We start from the raw sequence: 19,721 nt of genomic DNA on the forward strand, positions 1-19,721 counted from the left end.
GCCCGCTACCGTCGCACCATGAGCTTTCCCGCCTCCCGCGTCGTCGCCGGGCGCGAGATCACCTTCCCGGTCCCCGTCGTGTCCGCCTCGGTCTCCGGCGCGGCGTTCCTCACCCGGGCAGCCGTCGTCCGCCGGCTCATCGCCGCCGGCCGCCAGTCCGCCGTCCTCGACGCTGCGGGCGCCGAGCCGGTGGCACTGCCCGGCGGCCGGACCCCCGCGATCATGATCCACGTGCGGTACCACGACGTGCCCGGCAACGTCCTGGGTGCGTACCACGAGATGGGAGTGGCTTTCCAGCTCAAGGTGCCGGGCCACGGGACGCTGGTGCACATCCACGAACTGCCGGTGGACCAGGACTTCACCCTCGCGGCGGGCAACGAGCTGTGGGGCTTTCCCAAGTGGAAGGGCGACATGGTCGGCACCGCCGGCGGGGCGCTCGACGATGCCCGTCTCGGGGCGGTCGGGTCGGCGGGCGCGGGCGGGGTCGATCTCAGGCTGGATACCCGCGTCGGTGTCCCGATCCCCGGCAGCCAATCACTCGCCATGAACTGCGTGCAGGTCCTCGACGGTCAGCCGGTGCGGGTCACGGCCGAGGCCACCGCCCGAGGTGGGCGGATGCGTCCGCTGAGCGGCGCTCGCGTGACGATCGCGACGGGCGCGGATGACAGCGACGCCGATGTCGCGCGGTTCGCCGAGGCGGTACGCGAACTCGGGCTGGACCGCGCCCGCGCCCTCGCCACCTTCTCCTACGACAGGTTCGAGGCCGAGTTCCAGGCGCCCGAACGGATCGGCTGACGCCGCCCGGGGGCGCCGCCCAAAGCGGCGTCGCCCAGAGCGGCGTCGCCGAGCAGCATCGCGAACGCGGCGATTCCGCTCACACCCTGCGCGTTGCCGATGAGCCACTGCAGCACGTGGGCGGCTGGGTCGACCGTGGTGAGCGCGTAGGCGTAGTGCGTGCCGATCAGGTGGGTGAGGACCAGGACCGCCACCGCGATCCGGACCGGTCTGCGCCGGGCGGTCAGTAGTAGCGGGATGGCGATGACCACGCCGGACCAGTGGTGGGTCACCGCCACCGGAGAGGCGATGAAGACCCCGAGGGCGACCAGGAGCAGGGCGTCGACGGGCCGGTTGTCCCGGGTCAGTCGCCAGGCTCCCCAGGTGGCTGCCGCGGCGACGAGCAGGAAGAAGCCGTAGACGGGCGGGTCGAGGTGCTCGGCGGGGATCCGGGCCCGGGCCAGCAGGCCGCTCAGGGCCTGGTTGGGGACGAAGTGCCGTGTGCCGCCCCGTTCGGTGAGGAAGAACTCGGCGGTCCAGAAATGCCAGGACTCGGCCGGGCGGATGAGGTGCCCGAGGCCGATCGTGGCCGCGACTGTCCCAACCGCCCGTGCCAGGGACGCCCAGTCTCTACGGACGAGGAACAGAACGCCGAACGCGGCCGGGGTGATCTTGATGCCGGCGGCCAGGCCGAGCAAGACGCCGCGGGCGCGGCGGGGAGTGAAGCCCAGGACGTCGGCGGTGACCATGAGGAACAGGAAGATGTTGATCTGGCCGAAGCCGATGTTCGCGCGGATCGGCTCGAACAGCAGCGCCACGCCGGTCAGTGCCAGGGCCAGGGTTCGTGCGCCCTGAAGCTGGAGCCGGGACGCGGCCATGGCCAGGATCGCCCAGACCGCGACCACCGTGGCGGCGGTCCAGGCGAGTTGGGCGACAGTGGCTCCGAGTGGCGCCAGCGGCAGGAAGACGACGGCGCCGAACGGCGGGTAGATGAACCTGAAGCCCGAGCGGGTGGGAAAGCCCTCGGAGTACAGGTCCGCCCCGGCCAGCAGGGCCCGTCCGGCGTCCTGGAACACCTGGAGGTCCAGCATGAACTCGGTCGCGGCTCGCACCATGACCGCGGTGATCACGGCCGCGGTCAGGATCAGACCTGCCAGGCGCAGCGCGCTCCCCGGCTTCGGGAGGGTGTGCATCGGGTAGCGCTCCTTTCGGTCCGGAACGGGGTGCGGTCGACCAGGATGCGGTCTGGTCAGGCCGGGTCGGGCCAGGTCAGTGCCCCTCACCGAGGTTGCCGGAGAGCTTCTCCAGTCGCTCCTGGCTGGCCCCGTCGAGGCCGATGATCTCGACCGTCTTGCCCTTGGCCGCGTACTTGTGGCTGATCGCATCCAGGGTGGCCACGGTGGAGGCGTCCCAGATGTCGGCCTCGGTCAGGTCGATGACAACGTGCTGGGGATCGCCCGAGTAGTCGAACTGGTAGACCAGATCATTGCTGGAGGCCCAGAACAGTTCCCCGCGGACCCGGTAGGTACGGATGTCGATGGTGCCGTCGTGATTCACGTCGAGCTCCGAGACCTTCTCCAGGCTCGTCATGTGCGCGACCCGGCGGGCGAACATGACCATCGCGGTGAGGACGCCGAGGACGACGCCGATGGCCAGGTTGTGGGTGATCACGGTGGCGGCCACGGTGACGATCATGACGACCGTCTCGCTGAGCGGCATCAGACGCAGGGTGCGGGGATGGATGGAGTGCCAGTCCAGGGTGGCCACGGAGACCATGATCATCACCGCGACGAGAGCGGCCATGGGGATCAGGCCGACGATGTCGCCCAGTGCGACGACGAGGATGAGCAGGAAGACGCCCGCCAGGAGGGTCGACAGGCGGGTGCGGGCGCCCGACTGCTTGACGTTGATCATGGTCTGGCCGATCATCGCGCAACCGCCCATGCCGCCGAAGAAGCTGGTGACGATGTTGGCCACACCCTGGCCCCAGCCCTCGCGGGTCTTGTCGGTGCGCACCTCGGTGAGGTCGTCGACGAGTTTGGCGGTCATCAGGGACTCCATGAGCCCGACCAGGGCCATCGCCAGGGCGTAGGGGGCGATGATCTGGAGCGTCTCCATGGTCCACGGCACGTCGGGGATGAACAGCGACGGCAGCGAGTCGGGCAGTTCACCCTGGTCGCGCACGTTGGGCATGGTCCAGCCGAACAGCACCACGACGGCGGTGATCGCCACGATCGCGATCAGCGGTGCGGGAACCGCGGCCGAGAGCCGGGGGAAGAACACCATGATGCCGATGCCGGCCGCGACCATCGGGTAGACCAGCCAGGGCACCCCGAGCAGGTGCGGGATCTGCGCGGTGAAGATGAGGATCGCCAGGGCGTTGACGAACCCGACCATCACGCTGCGGGGGATGAAGCGCATGAGCCGGCCCACGCCGATCAGGCTGAGGACCACCTGGAAGATGCCGGCCAGCAGCACTGTGGCGACGAGGTAGTCCATTCCGTAGTCACGCGCCACGGGGGCGATGACCAGAGCGATCGCGCCCGTGGCGGCGGAGATCATCGCCGGCCGCCCGCCGGTGAAGGCGATCGTCACGGCCATCGTGAACGAGGCGAACAGCCCCACCCGCGGGTCGACTCCGGCGAGGATCGAGAACGAGATGGCCTCGGGGATCAGCGCGAGGGCGACGACCAGTCCTGCCAGCACCTCGGTGCGCAGCCGCCGGGCCGAGGAAAGGGCGTACCTGAATGACGCGAGGACACCGACGGGCGCCAGACCGTCATCGTCGACGCCGGGAGCGGGAGCGGCCCCGGGCGTGGTCGCGGGAGCTGTCACGGAGAATTTTCCTCACCACGTAGGGGCATGACACACTCTCCCGTAGCGGGAGATTCTGAATGTACCGTAACGGTAGAGTTGGCCGAGCGCGAACCCGAGCCCATGAGTGTGAACAAGCCCACAAGGAGAACGATGTCGGACGACGCGGTGCGCAAGATCGGCGAGGTCGCCGAGATCACCGGATTGTCGATCCGCACCCTCCGCCACTACGACGAGCTCGGCCTGGTGGTGCCCTCCGGTCACACCGCCGGTGGGTTCCGGCTCTACACCGATGCGGATGTCCAGCGACTGCTCCTGGTGCGGCGGATGAAGCCCCTGGGGTTCTCGTTGGAACGCATGAGGCAGTTCCTCCGGGCGACGGACGTCCTCTCGGCGGGCCGCGGCTCGGGTTCGGTGGAGCTCGACGACTGGCACGCGGCCCGGACGACGGTCGAGGAGATCCGCTCGGAGGCGGAGGCCCGCTATCGCGACCTGCAGACCCAGCTCGACTACGGCACGGAGTTCCTGCAGCTGGTCCGGAGATTCGACTAGGAGACTGCTGAACAAGCTGCGATCCTGGCACGGCCGGTGTGCGTGAGGGCCGGTTGGCCGTCGCGCGAGGTGCGGTGTTGGAGATTTCTGGGTTCGGCGAGAAGGGCGAGAGGTTCGCGGCGCCCACCGCGGGTTGTTCGAGCCTGTGCTGGGGCGGGAATGCCTGGCCCCGGCCCGCTGATCAGGCCAGGGCCCAGGTTCCGTTCTGGCTCGTTAGTCCCATCGCGACTAGCCGGCGCAGGTTCAGGGCGGCAACGCGGTGGTGGAGCCAGTCGTTGTTCTTCTCGACCCCGCGGTACGGCACGCGGCGGGCACCTCGGGTCAGCCAGGCGATCGAGCGTTCCACCATCGGTCGGTTCTGGCGGTAGACGGTCTTGAAGTCCTCATCGCCGGCCCGCTGGCGGTGCTGGCGTTGCAGCAGGTGATGCTCGCCGAGCACGACTTTGCGCCCCGTGGCTGAGGTGGTGCACCGCTGACGCAGCGGGCAGCCACGACACGCCGCCCCGAAGGTGGCATTGCCCTTGGCAGACAGGCCACGGGTGATGTTGGCGGGGCAGGTCAGGGTGCCCGCCACGGCGTCGAAGGTGAAGTCATCCAGGGTGAACCCGCCCTCGACTGCGGGCCGTAGCGGCCACGGCTTGACCAGGGGCAGCCACTGCTTGCCGGCCAGGGTGTGCAGCATGTCGCCGCTGGCATAGGCGGAATCGCCGAGCACTTCGACCGGCTCGCCGGCGTCGATGGTGGGATCGGCGGTGACCAGCTGCGCGCCGACCGCGGCATCGGAGTTGGTCGGCCCGTTGGGCTTGGTCAGGGAGCACATGGTGGTCAGGCCGGTGTCGGGCTCGACCACGATGTGGGCCTTGAACCCGTCTTGGCGGCGCTGGCGGGTCTTGTGGGCGTGGCGGGCATCGGGGTCCACGGTGGAGATCACCCGATCCGGGGCGGTGCGGCGGGCGATGCGCCACCGCCCGTCGGTACCGTCTGAATCCTCGGCCGGTTCGACATCCTGCCCTGCTACCAGCGCCAACAGGGCGACCGCTTCGGCCGGCTTGCCGCCGGCGGCGGTGATCGCCTGAACATCGAGTGCCGCCAACAGCGCCAGAGCATCGGCCACCAGGGCGGAGACCAACTCATCACGGGCGGCCTGGTCATCCCAGGCGATGCGCGGCTTACCGGCCTCGGTGTAGTCCTGCCCGCACACCGCCGCCAGCCGGGTGCACTCGGTGGCGATCAGCTCCTTCGCCCCGGGCACCTCGCGGCCGACCCGGCGGATCTGGGCGATGAGCTGGGTGATCGTGTCTTGACGGGCCACTGCGTCGTCCAAGACCGTTGAATCCAGCGCCCGGCGGGTCTTGGCCTTGACCGCACCGGTCTCGGCGATGACCTGGCGCACCACCTCGAAGATCCGCTGCGGTCGGTCACTGGCCGCCAGGCGGCGTCGCCAATAGGTCAACGTCGACGAGTTGAAACCCTTCGCATCGACCGGATACCCGCAGGCGGCCTTCCACCGCAGGTCGAACGTCAGCGCGTCGACCGCTTCCCGGTCTGAGTGACCGAACAGTGCCTGGAGCACGATGACCGAGGCGATCACCTCACCGGGAATCGACGGCCGGCCCCGGCCCGAGGGAAACAGGTCGGCGAACAACTCGTCCGGGAACAGCCGGTCCCGGTGCTCGGCGAGCAACGCGAACACGCTGCCCTCCTCGAGCAGATGCCCCGCCACCGACTCCACATCCAGCAACTCGCGCTGCCGATCCGACTCACCCTGCATGACCCACATCATTTCAGGGCCACCCCAACCCCGCAGGCCGGACACGCACTTTGTTCAGCAGTCTCCTAGGGCCTCCCGGCGCCGGTCGGCTCCAGTCGGGTCGCGGCAGGCGCGGAAGGCGTACCGGCAGTCAGTCCGCGGCGGCCCGTCCCGCGGCGAGGGCCTGACGGGCGACCGGCTCGGCGGCGGCCCGATCGGTGGCCACCAGCCCGATGCGGCTGCGACGGTCGAGGACGTCGTCGACGGTCAGCGCCCCCTCGTGGGTGACCGCGTAGGAGAACTCGGCGCGGGTGACGTCGAGGCCCTCGGCCACCGCCTCCAGCGGCCGGTCCAGCAGGCTGGCCGCCACCACGGTGCCGGCCTCCTGGCCGTAGCGCGCGACCAGGGAGGCGGGGAGGAGTCCGGCGGAGGTGGCCGCCACCGCGGCCACGGGATGCCCCGGCGCCCCGACGAGCGGGAGGTCGGCGGTCCGGCACGGACCGGCGGGGAGTCCTGCACGCCCCGCGACGAGGTCGACCACCTGCTCGGCCATGAGCCGGTACTCCGTGAGCTTGCCGCCGGTGATCGTGACGAGGCCGTTGTCCGAGGTGCGCAGGGCGTGATCGCGGGAGAGGTCGGCCGTGTCGCCGTCGCCGGAATCGACCAGGGGGCGCAGGCCCGCGAAGGTGCCCAGCACGTCGTCGCGGGTCAGCCGCACCTCGAGCGCCCGGTTGACGACATCCAGCAGGAAGTCGATCTCCGCCTCGGTTGACTCCGGCACGTCCGGCACCGGGCCGGGGGCGTCGACGTCGGTCAAGCCCACGTGCAGTCGCCCGAACTCGGCCGGGATGGCAAAGCAGAAGCGGTTGGTCTCACCCGGCACCGGCACGGTGAGGGCGCCGACGGGATGGCCCAACGCGGCCGCGTCGAGGACCAGGTGGGTGCCACGCGAGGGACGCACGCGCACGCCGGGAGTGGTCTGGCCGGCCCACACGCCGGTCGCCGACACGACGGCCCGCGCGGAGAGGGTGAACTCGTCGTCGTCATCGCTCCGCGCCGCGCCGCCGGCCCCCGGGCCGCCCCCCGCGCCGCCCCCCGCGCCGCCCGCGCCGAGCTCGTCGCGGACGGTGACCCGCGTGCCGCTCGACTCCAACACCCGCGCCCGCGTGATCACCCGGGCCCCGTGCCCGGCCGCCGTGCGCGCGACGGCGGTGACCAGGCGGGCGTCGTCGACGAGCTGACAGTCCCAGTTGAGGTGGCCGAACCGCAGTCCGTCGCGGCGCACGCCCGGCACGTACTCGGCGACCCGGCGCGGGCCCAGCACCCGCGCGCCCGGCAGGCGGTCGGCATGGGTCCCGGCGAGGCGCGAGAGCACGGTGCCGGCGACGAACCCGAGGCCCGGCAGCACTGCCCCCACCGGCGGGGTGTCGCGGTAGACGGGCACCACCTGCGCGAGCGGACGCACGAGGTGGGGGGCGGTGCGCTCGAGCATGATGCCGCGCTCGACGGCCGAGCGGCGTGCGATCGCGACGTTGCCGGTCGCCAGATAGCGCAGCCCGCCGTGGGCGAGCTTGGAGGACCATCGGCTGGTACCGAACGCCAGGTCGTGGGCCTCCAGCAACACGGTCTCGAGTCCGCGGGAGGCGGCGTCGAGCGCGATCCCCGCGCCCGTGATGCCGCCGCCGATCACGATGAGGTCCACGGGAGTGGAGCGGCCGCGCAGGTCGGCGAGCTCGCGCGCGCGTCGACCGGCGGACAGCGCGGTGGACGGGGCCGTCGCATCGGTGGGCCCGGGGCGCGCGGTGGGCCCGTGGTCCGCTTTCGCGTGCCCGGTCACAGGCCCAGGTACCCGGTCACGAGCAGGTGGAGCTCGGCGCGCCACGAGTCCGCGTCGAGCGGCGGGTCGGCCAGTGGAGCGGACAGCACGGCGGCCTGGACCGCGAGGTAGAGCATGGTGGCCATGCGGTCGGGGTCGCGGCCGGCGAGGCGGGCGTCGGCCGCGATGGCGCGGGCGAGGACGTCGCGGAGGAAATCGATGAGTCGGTGCTGGGACGTGCCGAGCCGGCGGAACACGTACTCGGCGAGCATGCCGCTCTCGTGTCGGCGCAGCGCGTCGAGCAGGGGGTCGGTGCGCACCTCGTCGGCCATCGCACACAGCAGGCGGGCCAACTCGTCGGCATCGTGGACCGCGCCTTCCAGCAGGTCCGGGCCGACGCGCTCGACCACGCCGGTGAGTTCGCGGGTGAGGAGATCGGCGACCAGTGCGCTGATGTCCGGCCAGTGCCGGTAGAGGGTGGTGCGTCCGACGCCGGATCGGCGCGAGACCTCGACCATCGTGGTGCGACTGGGGCCGATCTCGAGGATCGCGGCGCGGGCGGCGGTGAGTGCGCGGTCCCGGGTGGTGTGGCGCGAGGGGGCGGAGATGGTCACCGGGCCTCCTTCGCGGCGGGTCCCGCGGGGCGCGGGTCGGTGCCGGGACACCGGACGAAAACCCGTGAGCGGAACAGATCGTGCTCTAGTGTCCCAGTATGAGCGACGTGAACCCCGCTGACAAGCACCGATCCGGCCGCCTGCCGCTACCGCCGATGGACCTGTCCAGGTGGGGGACGGCCGCCGAGGCCACGGAGCTGAGCGAGAGCATCCGCGCCCTGCTGCGCGACGTGCTCGGCGTGACCGCGGAGACCGGGCGGACGTTCGACCCGTCCGCGGTGACCGCCTCGCCGTCGCGACTGACCGATGCCGATCTCGCCGCACTGGCCGACATCGTGGGCCCCGGCGACGTCTCGGCCGACGACGCGCAGCGCCTTCCGCGCGCCCGCGGCAAGTCGACGCCCGACCTGTTGGCGTGGCGGACGAGGCCGGCCGTGGACTGCCCCGATGCGGTGGTGGCCCCGGGGGACGACGACGAGGTGGCCGCCCTCCTGGACTGGTGCACCTCCGAGAAGGTCGCGGTCGTCCCCTTCGGCGGCGGCACTTCCGTCGTCGGCGGCCTGGACCCGGACTCCGGGACGAACAGGGCCGTGCTGAGCGTCGACCTGGCCCATTTCGACGGTCTCGAGTCCATCGACCCCGAGTCGGGGGAGGCGGTCCTCGGGGCGGGCGTCACGGGTCCGCGGGCCGAGGAACTGCTGGCTGAGCACGGTTTCTCGCTCGGGCACTTCCCGCAGTCCTTCCCCTACGCCACGCTGGGCGGTTACGCCATGACCCGGTCCTCGGGACAGAGCTCCGCCGGGTACGGGCGCTTCGACGAGATGGTCAGCGGGCTGACGGTGGTCACCCCGGTCGGCGTGATCGAGGCGGGCCGGGCCCCGGCGTCGGCCGCCGGACCGGACCTGCGGCAGTGGCTCCTGGGATCGGAGGGTGCGTTTGGCGTGTGCACCCGGGTGCGCGTGCGGATCCATCCGGTGCCGGAGGTGGTGCGGCACGAGGCGTTCCGCTTCCCCGACTTCGCCACCGGCGCCGCGGCGCTGCGCGCGGTCGAGCAGCAGGGGACGGGCCCGACGGTCATCCGCCTGTCCGACGAGACGGAGACGATGGTGAACCTCGCCACCGCGACCGAGTCGATCGGCGAGCAGACCGGGGACGACGAGGACCGCTCCGGGGGGTGTCTGTGTCTCTGCCTGTTCGAGGGCACGGCTGCCCACGCCGGGTCCCGGCACACGGAGACGCGGGAGGTCCTGATCGCCCACGGCGGCACCTCGCTGGGCCCGGGGCCCGCGCAGTCGTGGGAGCACGGCCGCTTCGGGGCCCCGGTCCTGCGCGATGCGCTGCTGGACAACGGCGCGCTGGTGGAGACCCTGGAGACCGCCACCGACTGGTCCCGACTGCCAGCACTGCGGGCCGCGGTCACGGAGGCGTTGACCACCTCGCTCGAGGCCTCCGGAACGCCGGCGCTGGTCATGTGCCACATCAGCCACGTCTACCCGACGGGTGCGTCCCTCTACTTCACCGTGGTCGCCGGTCAGCGTGGGCAGGACCCCGTCGCCCAGTGGCTCGAGGCGAAGCGGGCGGCCTCCGAGGCGATCGTGGCGGCCGGCGGCACGATCACCCACCACCACGCGGTCGGGGTGGACCACCGCCCGTATCTGGAGTCGGAGATCGGCGAGGTCGGCCTGCGGATGCTGCGCGCGGTGAAGAACGCCGTCGACCCCCACGGCGTGTGCAACCCGGGCACACTCATCCCATGAGCGCGCAGCTGTCCGACCGCCGGATCGGCGCGGTCACGCTACTGGTCAACCCCGCCGCGGGCGGTGGGCGCGGGGAGAAGGTGGCGGACCGGGCCGCCGGCCGGCTGCGTGCGCACGGACTCGAGGTCACGCGACTGGCTGGCGGCGGGGCGACCGAGTCCCTCGCGTTGGCGCGGCGGGCGGTCGCCGACGGGACCGACGCTCTGGTGGTGTGCGGCGGAGACGGGATGGTCTCGATCGCCGTGCAGGCGCAGGCCTTCACCGATGTGCCCGTGGGCATCATCCCGGCGGGCACCGGCAACGACCTGGCCCGCGAGTACGGCATCCCCCTGGGCGATCCCGAGGCCGCCGCGGACGTCATCGCAGACGGCCGGGTCGAGACCGTCGACCTCGGCCGGGCCACCCCGGACGGCGGGGAACCGACGGTGTTCGCCTCGGTGCTGTGCGCGGGGTTGGACTCCAGGGTCAACCGGCGGGTCAACGAGATGGGACTCCTCCGCGGGCCCCTGCGCTACGTCCTCGCCTCGATCATCGAGTTCCCGACCTACCGTCCCCGGCGCTTCCGGATGGTCTTCGACGCCGGACTGCCGAGCGAGGAGACCGTCGAGACCGAGGTCCTGCTCGGCGCGTTCGCGATCACCCGCAGCTACGGCGGGGACATGAAGATCGCGCCCGACGCGGATCGCGGCGACGGACTGTTCGACGTCTGCTATGTCGGGAAGATCTCCAAACTGCGCTTCATGCGCCACTTCCCCTCGATCTACTCCGGTGCCCACGTGGGCCTGCGCGGCGTGTCGACGAGGCGGTGCCGGACGGTCCGACTCGAGGCCCCGGACGTGGAGGCCTTCGCCGACGGGGACGCCATCGCGCCCCTTCCTGTGACCGTCGAGGTACTCCCCGGGGCGGGCCGGTTCCTCGTCCCCAGAAAGCCACTCCAGTCACATCAGCCTCATTGATATCTGCTGGTCACAGCATTGACGCCGTCCCGCGCCCGTCCTGTTACCTCATCGGCCAATTGGTTCGCTTCAGGCGCACCGAGGCGGCATGATCATCACCATGCGCACCAGTCTCATCGCGTCACTCGCGACGATCGCCGTCACCGCCGCCACCCTTGTGGGTGGGGCCGCGACCGCCTCTGCCCAGACGGCTGACCGGACACTGCCGTCCTTCATCCCGCAGCACCTGATCCCCGCCCATCTGGTGCCCCGGGTGGACGGGCTCGTCTCCCAGGTGCGCGCCGCGTTGCCCCCCGAGGTGTGGGCGGCGGTCGGCTCCAGCGAGATGGCCTACCAGGACATCACCGCCCTGGCCGTCGGCGGCGGGTTGCGCGAGGGCATCGTCCGCGAGATCGACTCGTACCGCGTCGGCCGCGCGCTCGGGACGCTGGCACCGAATCCGGAGCTCGACCGTGAGGCCCAGGCCTGGGCCGACCGACTCGCCGCCCGCGACGAGGTGGTCCACAACACCGCACTGATCGGCCGCGGCTACGGGGAGAACATCGTCGCCGCCGGGACCCACTGCGGCGCGACCTGCCTCGTCGACCTGTGGAAGAACTCGCCCGGCCACAACGAGAACCTCCTCGATCCCGGTTACCGGTCCGCCGGGATGGGAATCGCCTATTCGAGCGGCGGGAAGGTATTCGTGGTACACAACTTCGCGTACTAGTGTCGCGTTTCTGAAGTTGGTTTAGGGTTCGCTTTCGCGAGGATCTGTTCGGGGGTTTTAGTCCAGACGAACGGGTGTTTGCGGTCGTTCCAGCCCGTGATGAACTGGCGAATCTTGGCATTGAGGTCCTTGACGGATGTAAAGACACCACGGCGGATGGCCTGCCGGTCGATGATCCCGAACCAGACTTCCACGAGGTTGAGCCAGGATCCGGACGTCGGGGTGAAGTGCACGTGGAACCGCGGATGCTGTGCCAGCCACACCTTCACTGCCGGGGTTTTGTGGGTGGCGTAGTTGTCCATCACCAAGTGCAGGTCAACCTCCGGGTAGGCGCGGTCGAGTTGACGCAGGAACGCCAGGAACTCCTGATGGCGATGCTTCGGCTTGACCGCGCCGGTGACGTGCCCGGTCGCAATGTCCAACGCGGCGAACAGAGTCGTGGTGCCGTGCCGCTTGTAATCGTGGGTGTGCCTTTCGATGCTGCCGGTGCGCATCGGCAGCATCGGCGCGGTCCTATCCAGCGCCTGGATCTGACTCTTCTCGTCAACACACAACACGATCGCGTTGTCCGGTGGCGCCAAGTACAACCCCACCACGTCGGTGACCTTCGCGACCAGTTCGGGATCGGTGGAGAACTTGAACGTTCCGGCCCGCCAAGGCTGCACGCCGAACTTGCGCCACGCCCTGGCCACGGTGGCGTTACCGATCTTCAGATGATCCGCCAGCAGGCGTGAGGACCAGTGCGTCACCCCGTACTTCTTCGGCGGAGGAGTCAACGTCGTGGTGATGATCTTCTGGTCATCTATCCGCTTCGGCCGGCCAGAGCGCGGTTCGTCGAACAGGCCCGCGATCCCATCCGCCTCATACCTGCCTCGCCACTTCCACACCGTCGTCGGCGTCGTTCGCTCCCGGTCAGCGATCCGAGAGTTCGCCTGACCTTCCGCCGCGAGCAGGATGATCCGCGCCCGCATCGCCAACCCCGATTGGATCGACGTTGACCGCGTCCACGACTCCAACTCCTCGCGGTCACCATCACGAAGAATCAAAGCCGGAGCTGGGTTATTGGGCATAACCCATTCTCCCAAACGCCCAAGCATTTAGGAACTAACGACACGCGACACTAGAAGCAGGACCACAAGTAGAAGCCCGACCACTAGTAGAAGCCCGACCACTAATAGAAGCAGCACTCTGACTGAACCACTCGATCCGGCGGCACCGGCGCCCGGGTAGAGCCGAGACGACGGGGGAGACCATGTCCGAACGGATACTGAGAGCACTGAGGCTCAAGACCGATCCGGGGGTGTTCTTCACGACTGTCGGGGTCATCCTGCTCTTCGTCCTGGTGACGTTCTTCGCCGGCGAATGGGTGGGCAGCGTATTCGGCACCGCGTCCGGCTGGATCATGACCAACCTCGGTTGGTTCTACATCTTCGGTGTCACCGCGTTCCTCGGCTTCCTCATCTGGATCGCGCTCAGCCGGTTCGGTCACGTCCGCCTGGGCGGGGACGACGAGCTGCCCGAGCACTCCACACTCACCTGGTTCGGCATGCTGTTCGCGGCCGGGATCGGCACCATCCTCATGTTCTGGGGCGTGGCGGAGCCCATCTCGCACTTCGCGACCCCGCCGCGCGGGGGTGTCGAACCCGGCAGCCGGGAGGCCGCCACCGAGGCGATGGCGTTCACGCTGTACCACTTCGGCCTGCACACCTGGACGATCTTCGCGCTGCCCGCCCTGGCGTTCGCCTACTTCATCTACAAGCGCAAGATGCCGCCGCGGGTGAGCTCGATCTTCGCGCCGCTGCTGGGCGACAAGATCTTCGGCCCGCTCGGCAAGACGATCGACATCGTGGCGCTCGTCGGCACCGTGTTCGGTGTGGCGACGTCGGTCGGCCTGGGCACGCTGCAGATCAACGCCGGCCTGGACGAGCTGTTCGGCATCGCCATGTCCCCGGTCGTCCAGGTCCTCGTCATCGTCGTGGTCACCACCATCGCGTGCATCTCCGTGGCCCTGGGCCTGGAGAAGGGCATCAAGCGGCTGTCCAACCTCAACATCGCGGTCGCGGTCGCGCTGCTGATCTTCGTCGTGGCGACCGGGCCCACCCTCTTCCTGCTCAAGGGCACCGTCGAGTCGCTGGGGATCTACCTGTCGACCCTGCCGGAGCTGGCGCTGTGGAACAACGTCTTTCCTGCCAACGACGACCTGGCCTCGTGGCAGAACACGTGGACCGTCTTCTACTGGGCGTGGACCATCACGTGGTCGCCGTTCGTGGGCATCTTCATCGCCCGGATCAGCCGCGGCCGCACGATCCGCCAGTTCGTCTTCGGCGTCCTCGCCCTGCCGGTGGGCTTCTCGGTGTTGTGGTTCGGCATCTTCGGCATGGCCTCGTTCCACATCGAACTCTTCGGTTCCGGCGGCCTCACCGAGGCGGTGGTCGACGACGGCGACATCCCGGGCGCGCTGTTCGCGTTCCTGTCGAACTACCCGCTGGCCACGCTGCTCTCCGGTATCGCGGTGCTGCTCGTCGTCGTCTTCTTCACCACGTCCGTCGACTCGGCGTCGATGGTCGTCGACATGATGGCCTCCGGCAAGGACGACGACTTCGAGCCCTCGCCGACCCATCAGCGCGTCATCTGGGGCGTGCTCATGGGCGCGGTCGCGGCGACCCTGCTGGCCGGCACGGGCGAGGGCGGACTGACCGCGCTTCAGGAGGTCATCACCGTCATCGGCCTGCCGTTCTTCATCATGGGTTTCGTCATGATGTACAGCCTGGTGCGCGGGATCAGCAATGACATGGGGGAGAGGCCGCCCACGATCACCCGCCAGTGGCGCCGTGCCTACTCGGCCGAGGAGCTCGAGAAGCACGAGGAGGCGCCCTCGCCCGAGCCGGTGCACCCGCTGTACCACATCCCGGGGGACGGGGAGCAGGACGACGGTGCCCCCCTGTCGGCCGGCGACGACAAGGGGACGGCAACCGAGAAGGACTAGTGGCCGCGGACGTCGAGCATCGTCATGCCCGCGTGCATCTCCCACGCGAGGATCTCGGCGCCGTGGTCGCCGGCGGTGACACGCCGCCCCCCGGCGGCGGTCATCCGCGCGGCGTCGCCGGTGTCCATCGGGCCTTCGCCCTCCAGCGTCACCGAGCCCAGGGGCACGTAGAGGTGGACGTAGGGCGCGTCGGGGAGCTGGACGGACCGGCCCGGTGCCAGCCGCGCGGCGTGCAGCGCGGACGAGCGGTCGCGGATCCGGATGGCGGCGCGGTCGGCGTGGGTGGGTAGCCCTCCGGCGACGACGACGAGCTGGTTCTCCAGCTCCGCCGGTTCGATCTCCAGCTGTTCGTAGCCGGGATCCCCACCGGAGGAGTCCGGGACGACCCACATCTGGACGAGGTGGACCGGGTCGGCGGGGGCGGCCTCGGGGCGGACCGGGCCGTCGCGCCAGCCGTCGTTGCGTTCGGAGTGCAGGATCCCCGAGCCGGCGCTCATCCGCTGCGCGAGTCCGGGGTAGATGATCCCGCTGTGTCCCTCGGAGTCCTGGTGCACGAGCGAGCCGGACAGGACCCACGTGACGATCTCCATGTCCCGGTGGCCGTGCGTGTCGAAGCCGGAGCCGGCGGCGATGCGGTCGTCGTTGTTCACCAGCAGGCGGCCGAAGTGCGTGTTCATCGGGTCCTGGTAGTTGCCGAACGAGAACGAGTGGCGGGAGTCCAACCACCCGCCGGCGTCGTGTGAGCGCGACCGGGACCGGTGGATACGGATATCGGACATGGGCTCTGCACCCCCTCTCCAGCGGTGGATGACGCATCAACTATAGCACCGGCCGGTGGCGGGATGGCGCTCTCGCGCGTTCGGTGGCGGCGATGGAGGGGGCACTTTAGGGTTCGAAACGACTGTTCGGGCGATCGTTCAGAACGCCCGTCCAGAAAGATTGTTTATCTGTCAGCGGCCCGTCGCCGACGAGCGTAGAGTGACGAGTGTCACACCGACTAGCAGGAGGTTCCACGATGTTGCAGAACGCGCTGGCCGCCACGGTGCGAGTAGGCGTGGCCACGTACAGCGGGGTGGCGCAGATCGTCGTGGACAACACTCTCGGGCGGGTGCTCGACACCAACCCCGACAAGGTCCGGTAGGTCGTCGGGGCCCTTTCTGCTCCTCGGGCGCCCTACTGATCGGCTCCGGGCGTCGCATCCCTGACCTCGCCGACGAGTTCTGCCAGGACGTCCTCCAGGACCAGCAGCCCACGCGGGTCGGGTTCGCCGGGTTCGCGATCGTCGACGACCGCGAGGTGGGCCCGCGCCCGCTGCATCGCCTCCAGGACGTCGTCGAGGGGGGTCTCCGCGGGCACGATCCCCAGTTCGCGGATCCGATCCCGGCGCAGAGGCTGGGACAGGTCGTCGCCGAGGGTGTCCTTGACGTGGACGTAGCCGACGTACGCGCCGCCGCGGCGCACGGGGAACCTCGAGTGCCCCGTCCGCACGCACAGTTGCTGCACGTCTCCGGTGGACCAGTCCTCCTCGATCGAGTCCACCTCCGCGATCGGCCGGAGGACGTCGGCGGCGGTGATGTGATCGAACTCGAGCGCGCCCTCGAGCAGCAGCGTCTCGTCCTCGTCGAGGAGGCCGGAGTCCTCGGCCGCAGCGACCATCCCGTGCATCTGGTCCACCGTGAAAGTGGTCTCCACCTCGGAACGCGGTTCCACCCGCAGTACGTACCTCACCACCGCGTCCGCGGACTTGTTCATCAGCCAGATCGCGGGCAGGAACACCAGCACGAAGACCCGCAGGACCGGGCCGAGCAGGAGGGCCGCGGCCGCGGGCCGGGCGATCGCCATGTTCTTGGGCACCATCTCGCCGAGCACCATGTGCAGGAATGTGACGATGAGCAGGGAGATCACCAGAGCGATCGGGTGGGCGAACCCGGTGGACACGCCCAACCAGCCCAGCGGCTGCTCGATGAGATGGGCGATGGCGGGTTCGCCGACCGCGCCGATGAGCAGCGAGCAGGCCGTGATGCCGAGCTGCGTGGCCGCCAGCGAGAGCGACACGTTCTCCATGCCGCGCAGCGACCACAGTGCGCGCGTGCTGCCCTCGGCCGCGTGCGGCTCCAGGTTGTCGCGCCGCGCGGAGACCATCGCGAACTCCGCGGCGACGAAGAACCCGTTGCCCAGCAGGAGGGCCACCAGGACCAGCAATGCCACGCCGTCACTCATCCGGGTCCACCGCCTCGGGCTCGTCCCGCAGGACGGTGGCGCGCACCTGCTCGGCCCGGTGCGCGCGCAGTGATGCCACCCGCAGGCGCACACGCGCCCGCGTCGGCAGGTCGTCGTCGTCGCGGTTCTCGTGGTCGTGCGCGTCCAACTCGGTCTCGTCGCCGACCCGGGGGAGTCGGTCCACCGCCTCGGACAGGAGCCCGGACAGGGTGGACACCGTCTCCACCGGCGGGATCTCCAGTCGCAGGATGGCGCCCAGTTCGTCGGGCCGCATCATCCCGCCCACGAGCACGGTGTCGTCGTCGACCCACTCGTGGGTGCGCGACGCACGGTCCTGCTCGTCATCGATCTCGCCGACGATCTCCTCCACCAGGTCCTCCAGGGTGACGATCCCCGCGGTCCCGCCGAACTCGTCCACCACCACGGCCATCTGCAGATCGGTCTGACGGAGCAGCCGCATGAGCGGGTCGAGCGTCATCACCTCCGACACCACGGTCGCCTCGGTGGCGATCTCCCGCACCGGCGTCCGGGCGCGCTCGTCGACAGGCACGGCCAACGCCTGCCGGTAGTGGACGACGCCCACCACCTCGTCGACGGTCGCGCCGAGGACGGGGAACCGCGACCGGCCCGTCGCGGCCACCGTGTCGAGCAGGTCCTGCGCGGTGTGGTCACGCAGGAACGTCACCAGCGGACGGGGCACCATCACGTCCGCCGCGCGGTGTTCCCCGAACGAGATCGAGCGGGTCACCAGCTCGGCCGTGTGCGGGTCCATCGCGCCCTGACGGCCCGACCGCGCGGCCGACGCCCGCAGCTCCTCGGGTGACCGTGCCTCGCCGGGTTCCTCCTGCGGGGTGAACCCGAGCAGCCGCAGGACGACGTTGGCGGTGGTGTTGAGGCCCGTGACCAGCCAGCCGAACACCGCCATGAAGATCCGCTGGGGGATCACGACCAGCCGCGCGACCCGCATCGGAGCGGCGATGGCCCAGTTCTTGGGGACCAGTTCGCCGAAGACCATCTGGAGGAAGGTGACGACGACGAAGGCCACCGTCATCGCGATGCCGCGGGCCGCCGGCTCGGACATCCCCGACACGCCGAGGGCGCCGGTGATCAGCTCCCCCACGGAGGGGCCGGTGAGGTATCCCGCCAGGAGGCTGCTGACCGTGATGCCCAGCTGGGCCCCCGACAGGTTCGTCGAGGTCCTGGCCAGGGACCCGTCGAGGGTCGTGGCGATGCGATCGCCCTCCGAGCCGGCCGCACGCACGTCGTCCCGGTTGACGGTGAGGAACCCGAACTCGACGGCCACGAACAAGGCGTTGGCACTGATGAGCAGTATCAACGCCAGCGTGAGCGTCAGGGCGATGGCCACGTCAGGCCCGGCTACTGGCCGTCTGCCGTACCGTCCGAGCCGCCCACGGCCTGATCCGGCTGCTCAGGGGTCTGGTACACCTTCTTCTGCTCGGCGCGCTCGGCAGCGCCGTCCCCGCCCGCGCCGGACGTCGCAGCGGAGCTCGCCGCTCCCGCGGAGTCGTGCGGTGTCGCGCCCCCGGCGGCCCGGTCGGCGGCGGGCTCGGTGGCGGCGGACCCGGTGGCGGCGGACCCGGTGGCGGTGTCCGCCTCGTCCCCGCCCCGGGAGGTGCTGCCGTCGCCGGCCCCCGATCCGTCGATGGTGTTGCCGAACGACTCCGGGGGCTCCTCCGGGATGCGCGCGGGGTCGTCGGGTCGGGTCTGGTCGGTCACAATCGCCTCCGCGGTCTCGGTGGTGGGCGCCGGTCCCCGGCGCCGGGGTGCTGACGACCCTAGTCCCGTCGGGACCCCTTACGTCGGAATCTCCCGACCGCGTCACCGTGGCTTAGTCTGGTGCGCATGTCGGACAATCCCTTCGGTCGGGTCATCACCGCGATGGTGACCCCCATGCATGACGACGGCTCGATCGATTTCGACGGCCTGCAGCGGCTCGCGGTCCATCTCGCCGATCACGGCCACGACGGACTGCTGGTCAACGGCACGACCGGCGAGTCCGCGACGACCACCGACGACGAGGACTACGACAGCGTGGCCGCCGTCGTCGAGGCCGTCGGCGACCGGGTGAAGGTCATGGCCGGTTGCGGCACCAACGACACCGAGCACTCGATGCGTGCGGCGCGCGAGATGATCGCCCGCGGCGCCGACTCCCTGCTCGTGGTGACGCCGTACTACAACAAGCCCACCCAGCACGGGATCGTCGAGCACTTCCGGATGATCGCCGAGGCGGCCGACCGCCCGATCATGGCCTACGACATCCCCGGCCGCACCGGCACCGCCCTGGCCACGGACACCATCCGGCGGATGGCGGAGATCCCCCGGGTGCGGGCGGTCAAGGACGCCAAGGGCGACCTGTTCGAGGCCAGCCGACTCATGGCGGAGACGGACCTGCTCTGGTTCTCCGGCGACGACGTGCTCAACCTGGCCTACCTGGCCCTCGGTGCCACCGGCATCGTCTCGGTCGTCGGCCACGTCGCCGGCGACGACTACCGGGCGATGATCGACGCCGTCGACGCCGGTGACCTGCCGCGGGCCCGCGAGATCCACACCCGCCTCATCCCGGCCGTGGACGCGATCATGCACACCTCGCAGGGCGCCATCCAGGTCAAGGCGGCCCTGAAGGAGGCCGGCCTCATCGGCTCGGACCGCCTGCGCATGCCCCTCCTCCAGGGGCCGCCCGAGCACCGGGCCAAGTTGCGCGACGGGCTGGCCGCGGCCGGGCTCGGCTGACCCATCCCGGCCACCGGCCGAC

Annotated in this window: 18 protein-coding genes; 8 read left to right on the top strand and 10 right to left on the bottom strand. The window is 70.3% G+C overall.

Annotation, left to right across the window (positions count from 1 at the left end; all coding sequences use genetic code 11):
- Window positions 1-18: 18 nt before the first annotated feature.
- Window positions 19-795 carry an acetoacetate decarboxylase family protein gene (locus CK206_RS12440; protein WP_096906586.1) on the top strand — a complete coding sequence of 259 codons (777 nt, stop codon included), beginning with the start codon at window positions 19-21 and terminating at the stop codon, window positions 793-795.
- On the opposite strand, the gene CK206_RS12445 is transcribed toward CK206_RS12440, so the two are convergent.
- Together CK206_RS12445 and CK206_RS12450 are read right to left on the bottom strand one after the other, a co-directional pair.
- Window positions 747-1,967 carry a glycosyltransferase 87 family protein gene (locus CK206_RS12445; RefSeq protein WP_159981138.1) on the bottom strand — a complete coding sequence of 407 codons (1,221 nt, stop codon included), beginning with the start codon at window positions 1,965-1,967 and terminating at the stop codon, window positions 747-749. The genes CK206_RS12440 and CK206_RS12445 overlap by 49 nt on opposite strands.
- A gap of 76 nt (window positions 1,968-2,043) precedes the next feature.
- Complete coding sequence (locus tag CK206_RS12450) at window positions 2,044-3,609, bottom strand: SulP family inorganic anion transporter (protein ID WP_096906588.1); 1,566 nt, start codon at window positions 3,607-3,609, stop codon at window positions 2,044-2,046.
- A 132-nt stretch (window positions 3,610-3,741) separates the two neighbouring features.
- Between CK206_RS12450 and CK206_RS12455 the strand changes: the two genes are divergently transcribed.
- Window positions 3,742-4,140 (top strand): MerR family transcriptional regulator, encoded by a 399-nt coding sequence (locus CK206_RS12455; protein WP_067718910.1) that lies wholly within the window; start codon window positions 3,742-3,744, stop codon window positions 4,138-4,140.
- Between the two features lie 181 nt (window positions 4,141-4,321).
- Here CK206_RS12455 and CK206_RS12460 read toward each other — a convergent pair whose 3' ends face one another.
- The 3 genes from CK206_RS12460 to CK206_RS12470 all read right to left on the bottom strand — a co-directional run bounded on the left by CK206_RS12460 (window position 4,322) and on the right by CK206_RS12470 (window position 8,320).
- On the bottom strand, window positions 4,322-5,911 hold the full coding sequence (locus CK206_RS12460) for an IS1182 family transposase (protein WP_096905213.1): 1,590 nt from the start codon (window positions 5,909-5,911) through the stop codon (window positions 4,322-4,324).
- A gap of 130 nt (window positions 5,912-6,041) precedes the next feature.
- Complete coding sequence (locus tag CK206_RS12465) at window positions 6,042-7,727, bottom strand: glycerol-3-phosphate dehydrogenase/oxidase (RefSeq protein ID WP_096906589.1); 1,686 nt, start codon at window positions 7,725-7,727, stop codon at window positions 6,042-6,044.
- The gene (locus tag CK206_RS12470) at window positions 7,724-8,320 is read right to left on the bottom strand and encodes a TetR/AcrR family transcriptional regulator (RefSeq protein ID WP_096906590.1); all 597 of its coding nucleotides are present in this window, start codon (window positions 8,318-8,320) and stop codon (window positions 7,724-7,726) included. The genes CK206_RS12465 and CK206_RS12470 overlap by 4 nt, the downstream gene beginning before the upstream one ends.
- Window positions 8,321-8,475: 155 nt before the next feature.
- Here CK206_RS12470 and CK206_RS12475 point away from each other — a divergent pair, with 155 nt between their 5' ends.
- From CK206_RS12475 to CK206_RS12485, 3 genes are all read left to right on the top strand, one after another.
- A complete protein-coding gene (locus CK206_RS12475; RefSeq protein WP_096907431.1) occupies window positions 8,476-10,077 on the top strand; it encodes an FAD-binding oxidoreductase in 1,602 nt (533 codons plus the stop codon).
- Entirely contained in the window at window positions 10,074-11,033 is a 960-nt protein-coding gene (locus tag CK206_RS12480; RefSeq protein ID WP_096906591.1) for a diacylglycerol kinase, read from the top strand. Before CK206_RS12475 ends, CK206_RS12480 begins: the two co-directional genes overlap by 4 nt.
- Window positions 11,034-11,121: 88 nt before the next feature.
- Window positions 11,122-11,742, top strand: coding sequence for a CAP domain-containing protein (locus CK206_RS12485; RefSeq protein ID WP_096906592.1), 621 nt, complete (start codon window positions 11,122-11,124; stop codon window positions 11,740-11,742).
- Here CK206_RS12485 and CK206_RS12490 read toward each other — a convergent pair.
- On the bottom strand, window positions 11,739-12,812 hold the full coding sequence (locus tag CK206_RS12490; RefSeq protein WP_031264836.1) for an IS630 family transposase: 1,074 nt from the start codon (window positions 12,810-12,812) through the stop codon (window positions 11,739-11,741). The genes CK206_RS12485 and CK206_RS12490 overlap by 4 nt on opposite strands.
- Window positions 12,813-12,994: 182 nt before the next feature.
- Between CK206_RS12490 and CK206_RS12495 the strand changes: the two genes are divergently transcribed.
- Complete coding sequence (locus tag CK206_RS12495; protein ID WP_096906593.1) at window positions 12,995-14,728, top strand: BCCT family transporter; 1,734 nt, start codon at window positions 12,995-12,997, stop codon at window positions 14,726-14,728.
- Here the strand turns inward: CK206_RS12495 and CK206_RS12500 are convergent.
- Complete coding sequence (locus tag CK206_RS12500; protein ID WP_096906594.1) at window positions 14,725-15,507, bottom strand: pirin family protein; 783 nt, start codon at window positions 15,505-15,507, stop codon at window positions 14,725-14,727. The genes CK206_RS12495 and CK206_RS12500 overlap by 4 nt on opposite strands.
- 236 nt (window positions 15,508-15,743) lie before the next feature.
- Between CK206_RS12500 and CK206_RS20610 the strand changes: the two genes are divergently transcribed.
- Entirely contained in the window at window positions 15,744-15,869 is a 126-nt protein-coding gene (locus CK206_RS20610) for a hypothetical protein (RefSeq protein WP_256385631.1), read from the top strand.
- Window positions 15,870-15,901: 32 nt separating this feature from the next.
- On the opposite strand, the gene CK206_RS12505 is transcribed toward CK206_RS20610, so the two are convergent.
- Genes CK206_RS12505 through CK206_RS19880 form a run of 3 tightly spaced genes read right to left on the bottom strand, consistent with a single transcriptional unit; the run spans window position 15,902 to window position 18,685 of the window.
- A complete protein-coding gene (locus CK206_RS12505) occupies window positions 15,902-16,948 on the bottom strand; it encodes a hemolysin family protein (protein WP_069388501.1) in 1,047 nt (348 codons plus the stop codon).
- Window positions 16,941-18,314 carry a hemolysin family protein gene (locus CK206_RS12510; protein WP_069388500.1) on the bottom strand — a complete coding sequence of 458 codons (1,374 nt, stop codon included), beginning with the start codon at window positions 18,312-18,314 and terminating at the stop codon, window positions 16,941-16,943. Before CK206_RS12510 ends, CK206_RS12505 begins: the two co-directional genes overlap by 8 nt.
- A gap of 11 nt (window positions 18,315-18,325) precedes the next feature.
- Window positions 18,326-18,685, bottom strand: coding sequence for a hypothetical protein (locus CK206_RS19880; protein WP_159981141.1), 360 nt, complete (start codon window positions 18,683-18,685; stop codon window positions 18,326-18,328).
- Between the two features lie 126 nt (window positions 18,686-18,811).
- On the opposite strand from CK206_RS19880, the gene dapA reads away from it, so the two are divergent.
- Complete coding sequence (gene dapA, locus CK206_RS12520) at window positions 18,812-19,699, top strand: 4-hydroxy-tetrahydrodipicolinate synthase (protein ID WP_096906596.1); 888 nt, start codon at window positions 18,812-18,814, stop codon at window positions 19,697-19,699.
- Window positions 19,700-19,721 lie beyond the last annotated feature (22 nt).

It is taken from the genome of Dietzia sp. WMMA184 (assembly GCF_002441635.1).
Lineage (GTDB): Bacteria > Actinomycetota > Actinomycetes > Mycobacteriales > Mycobacteriaceae > Dietzia > Dietzia kunjamensis.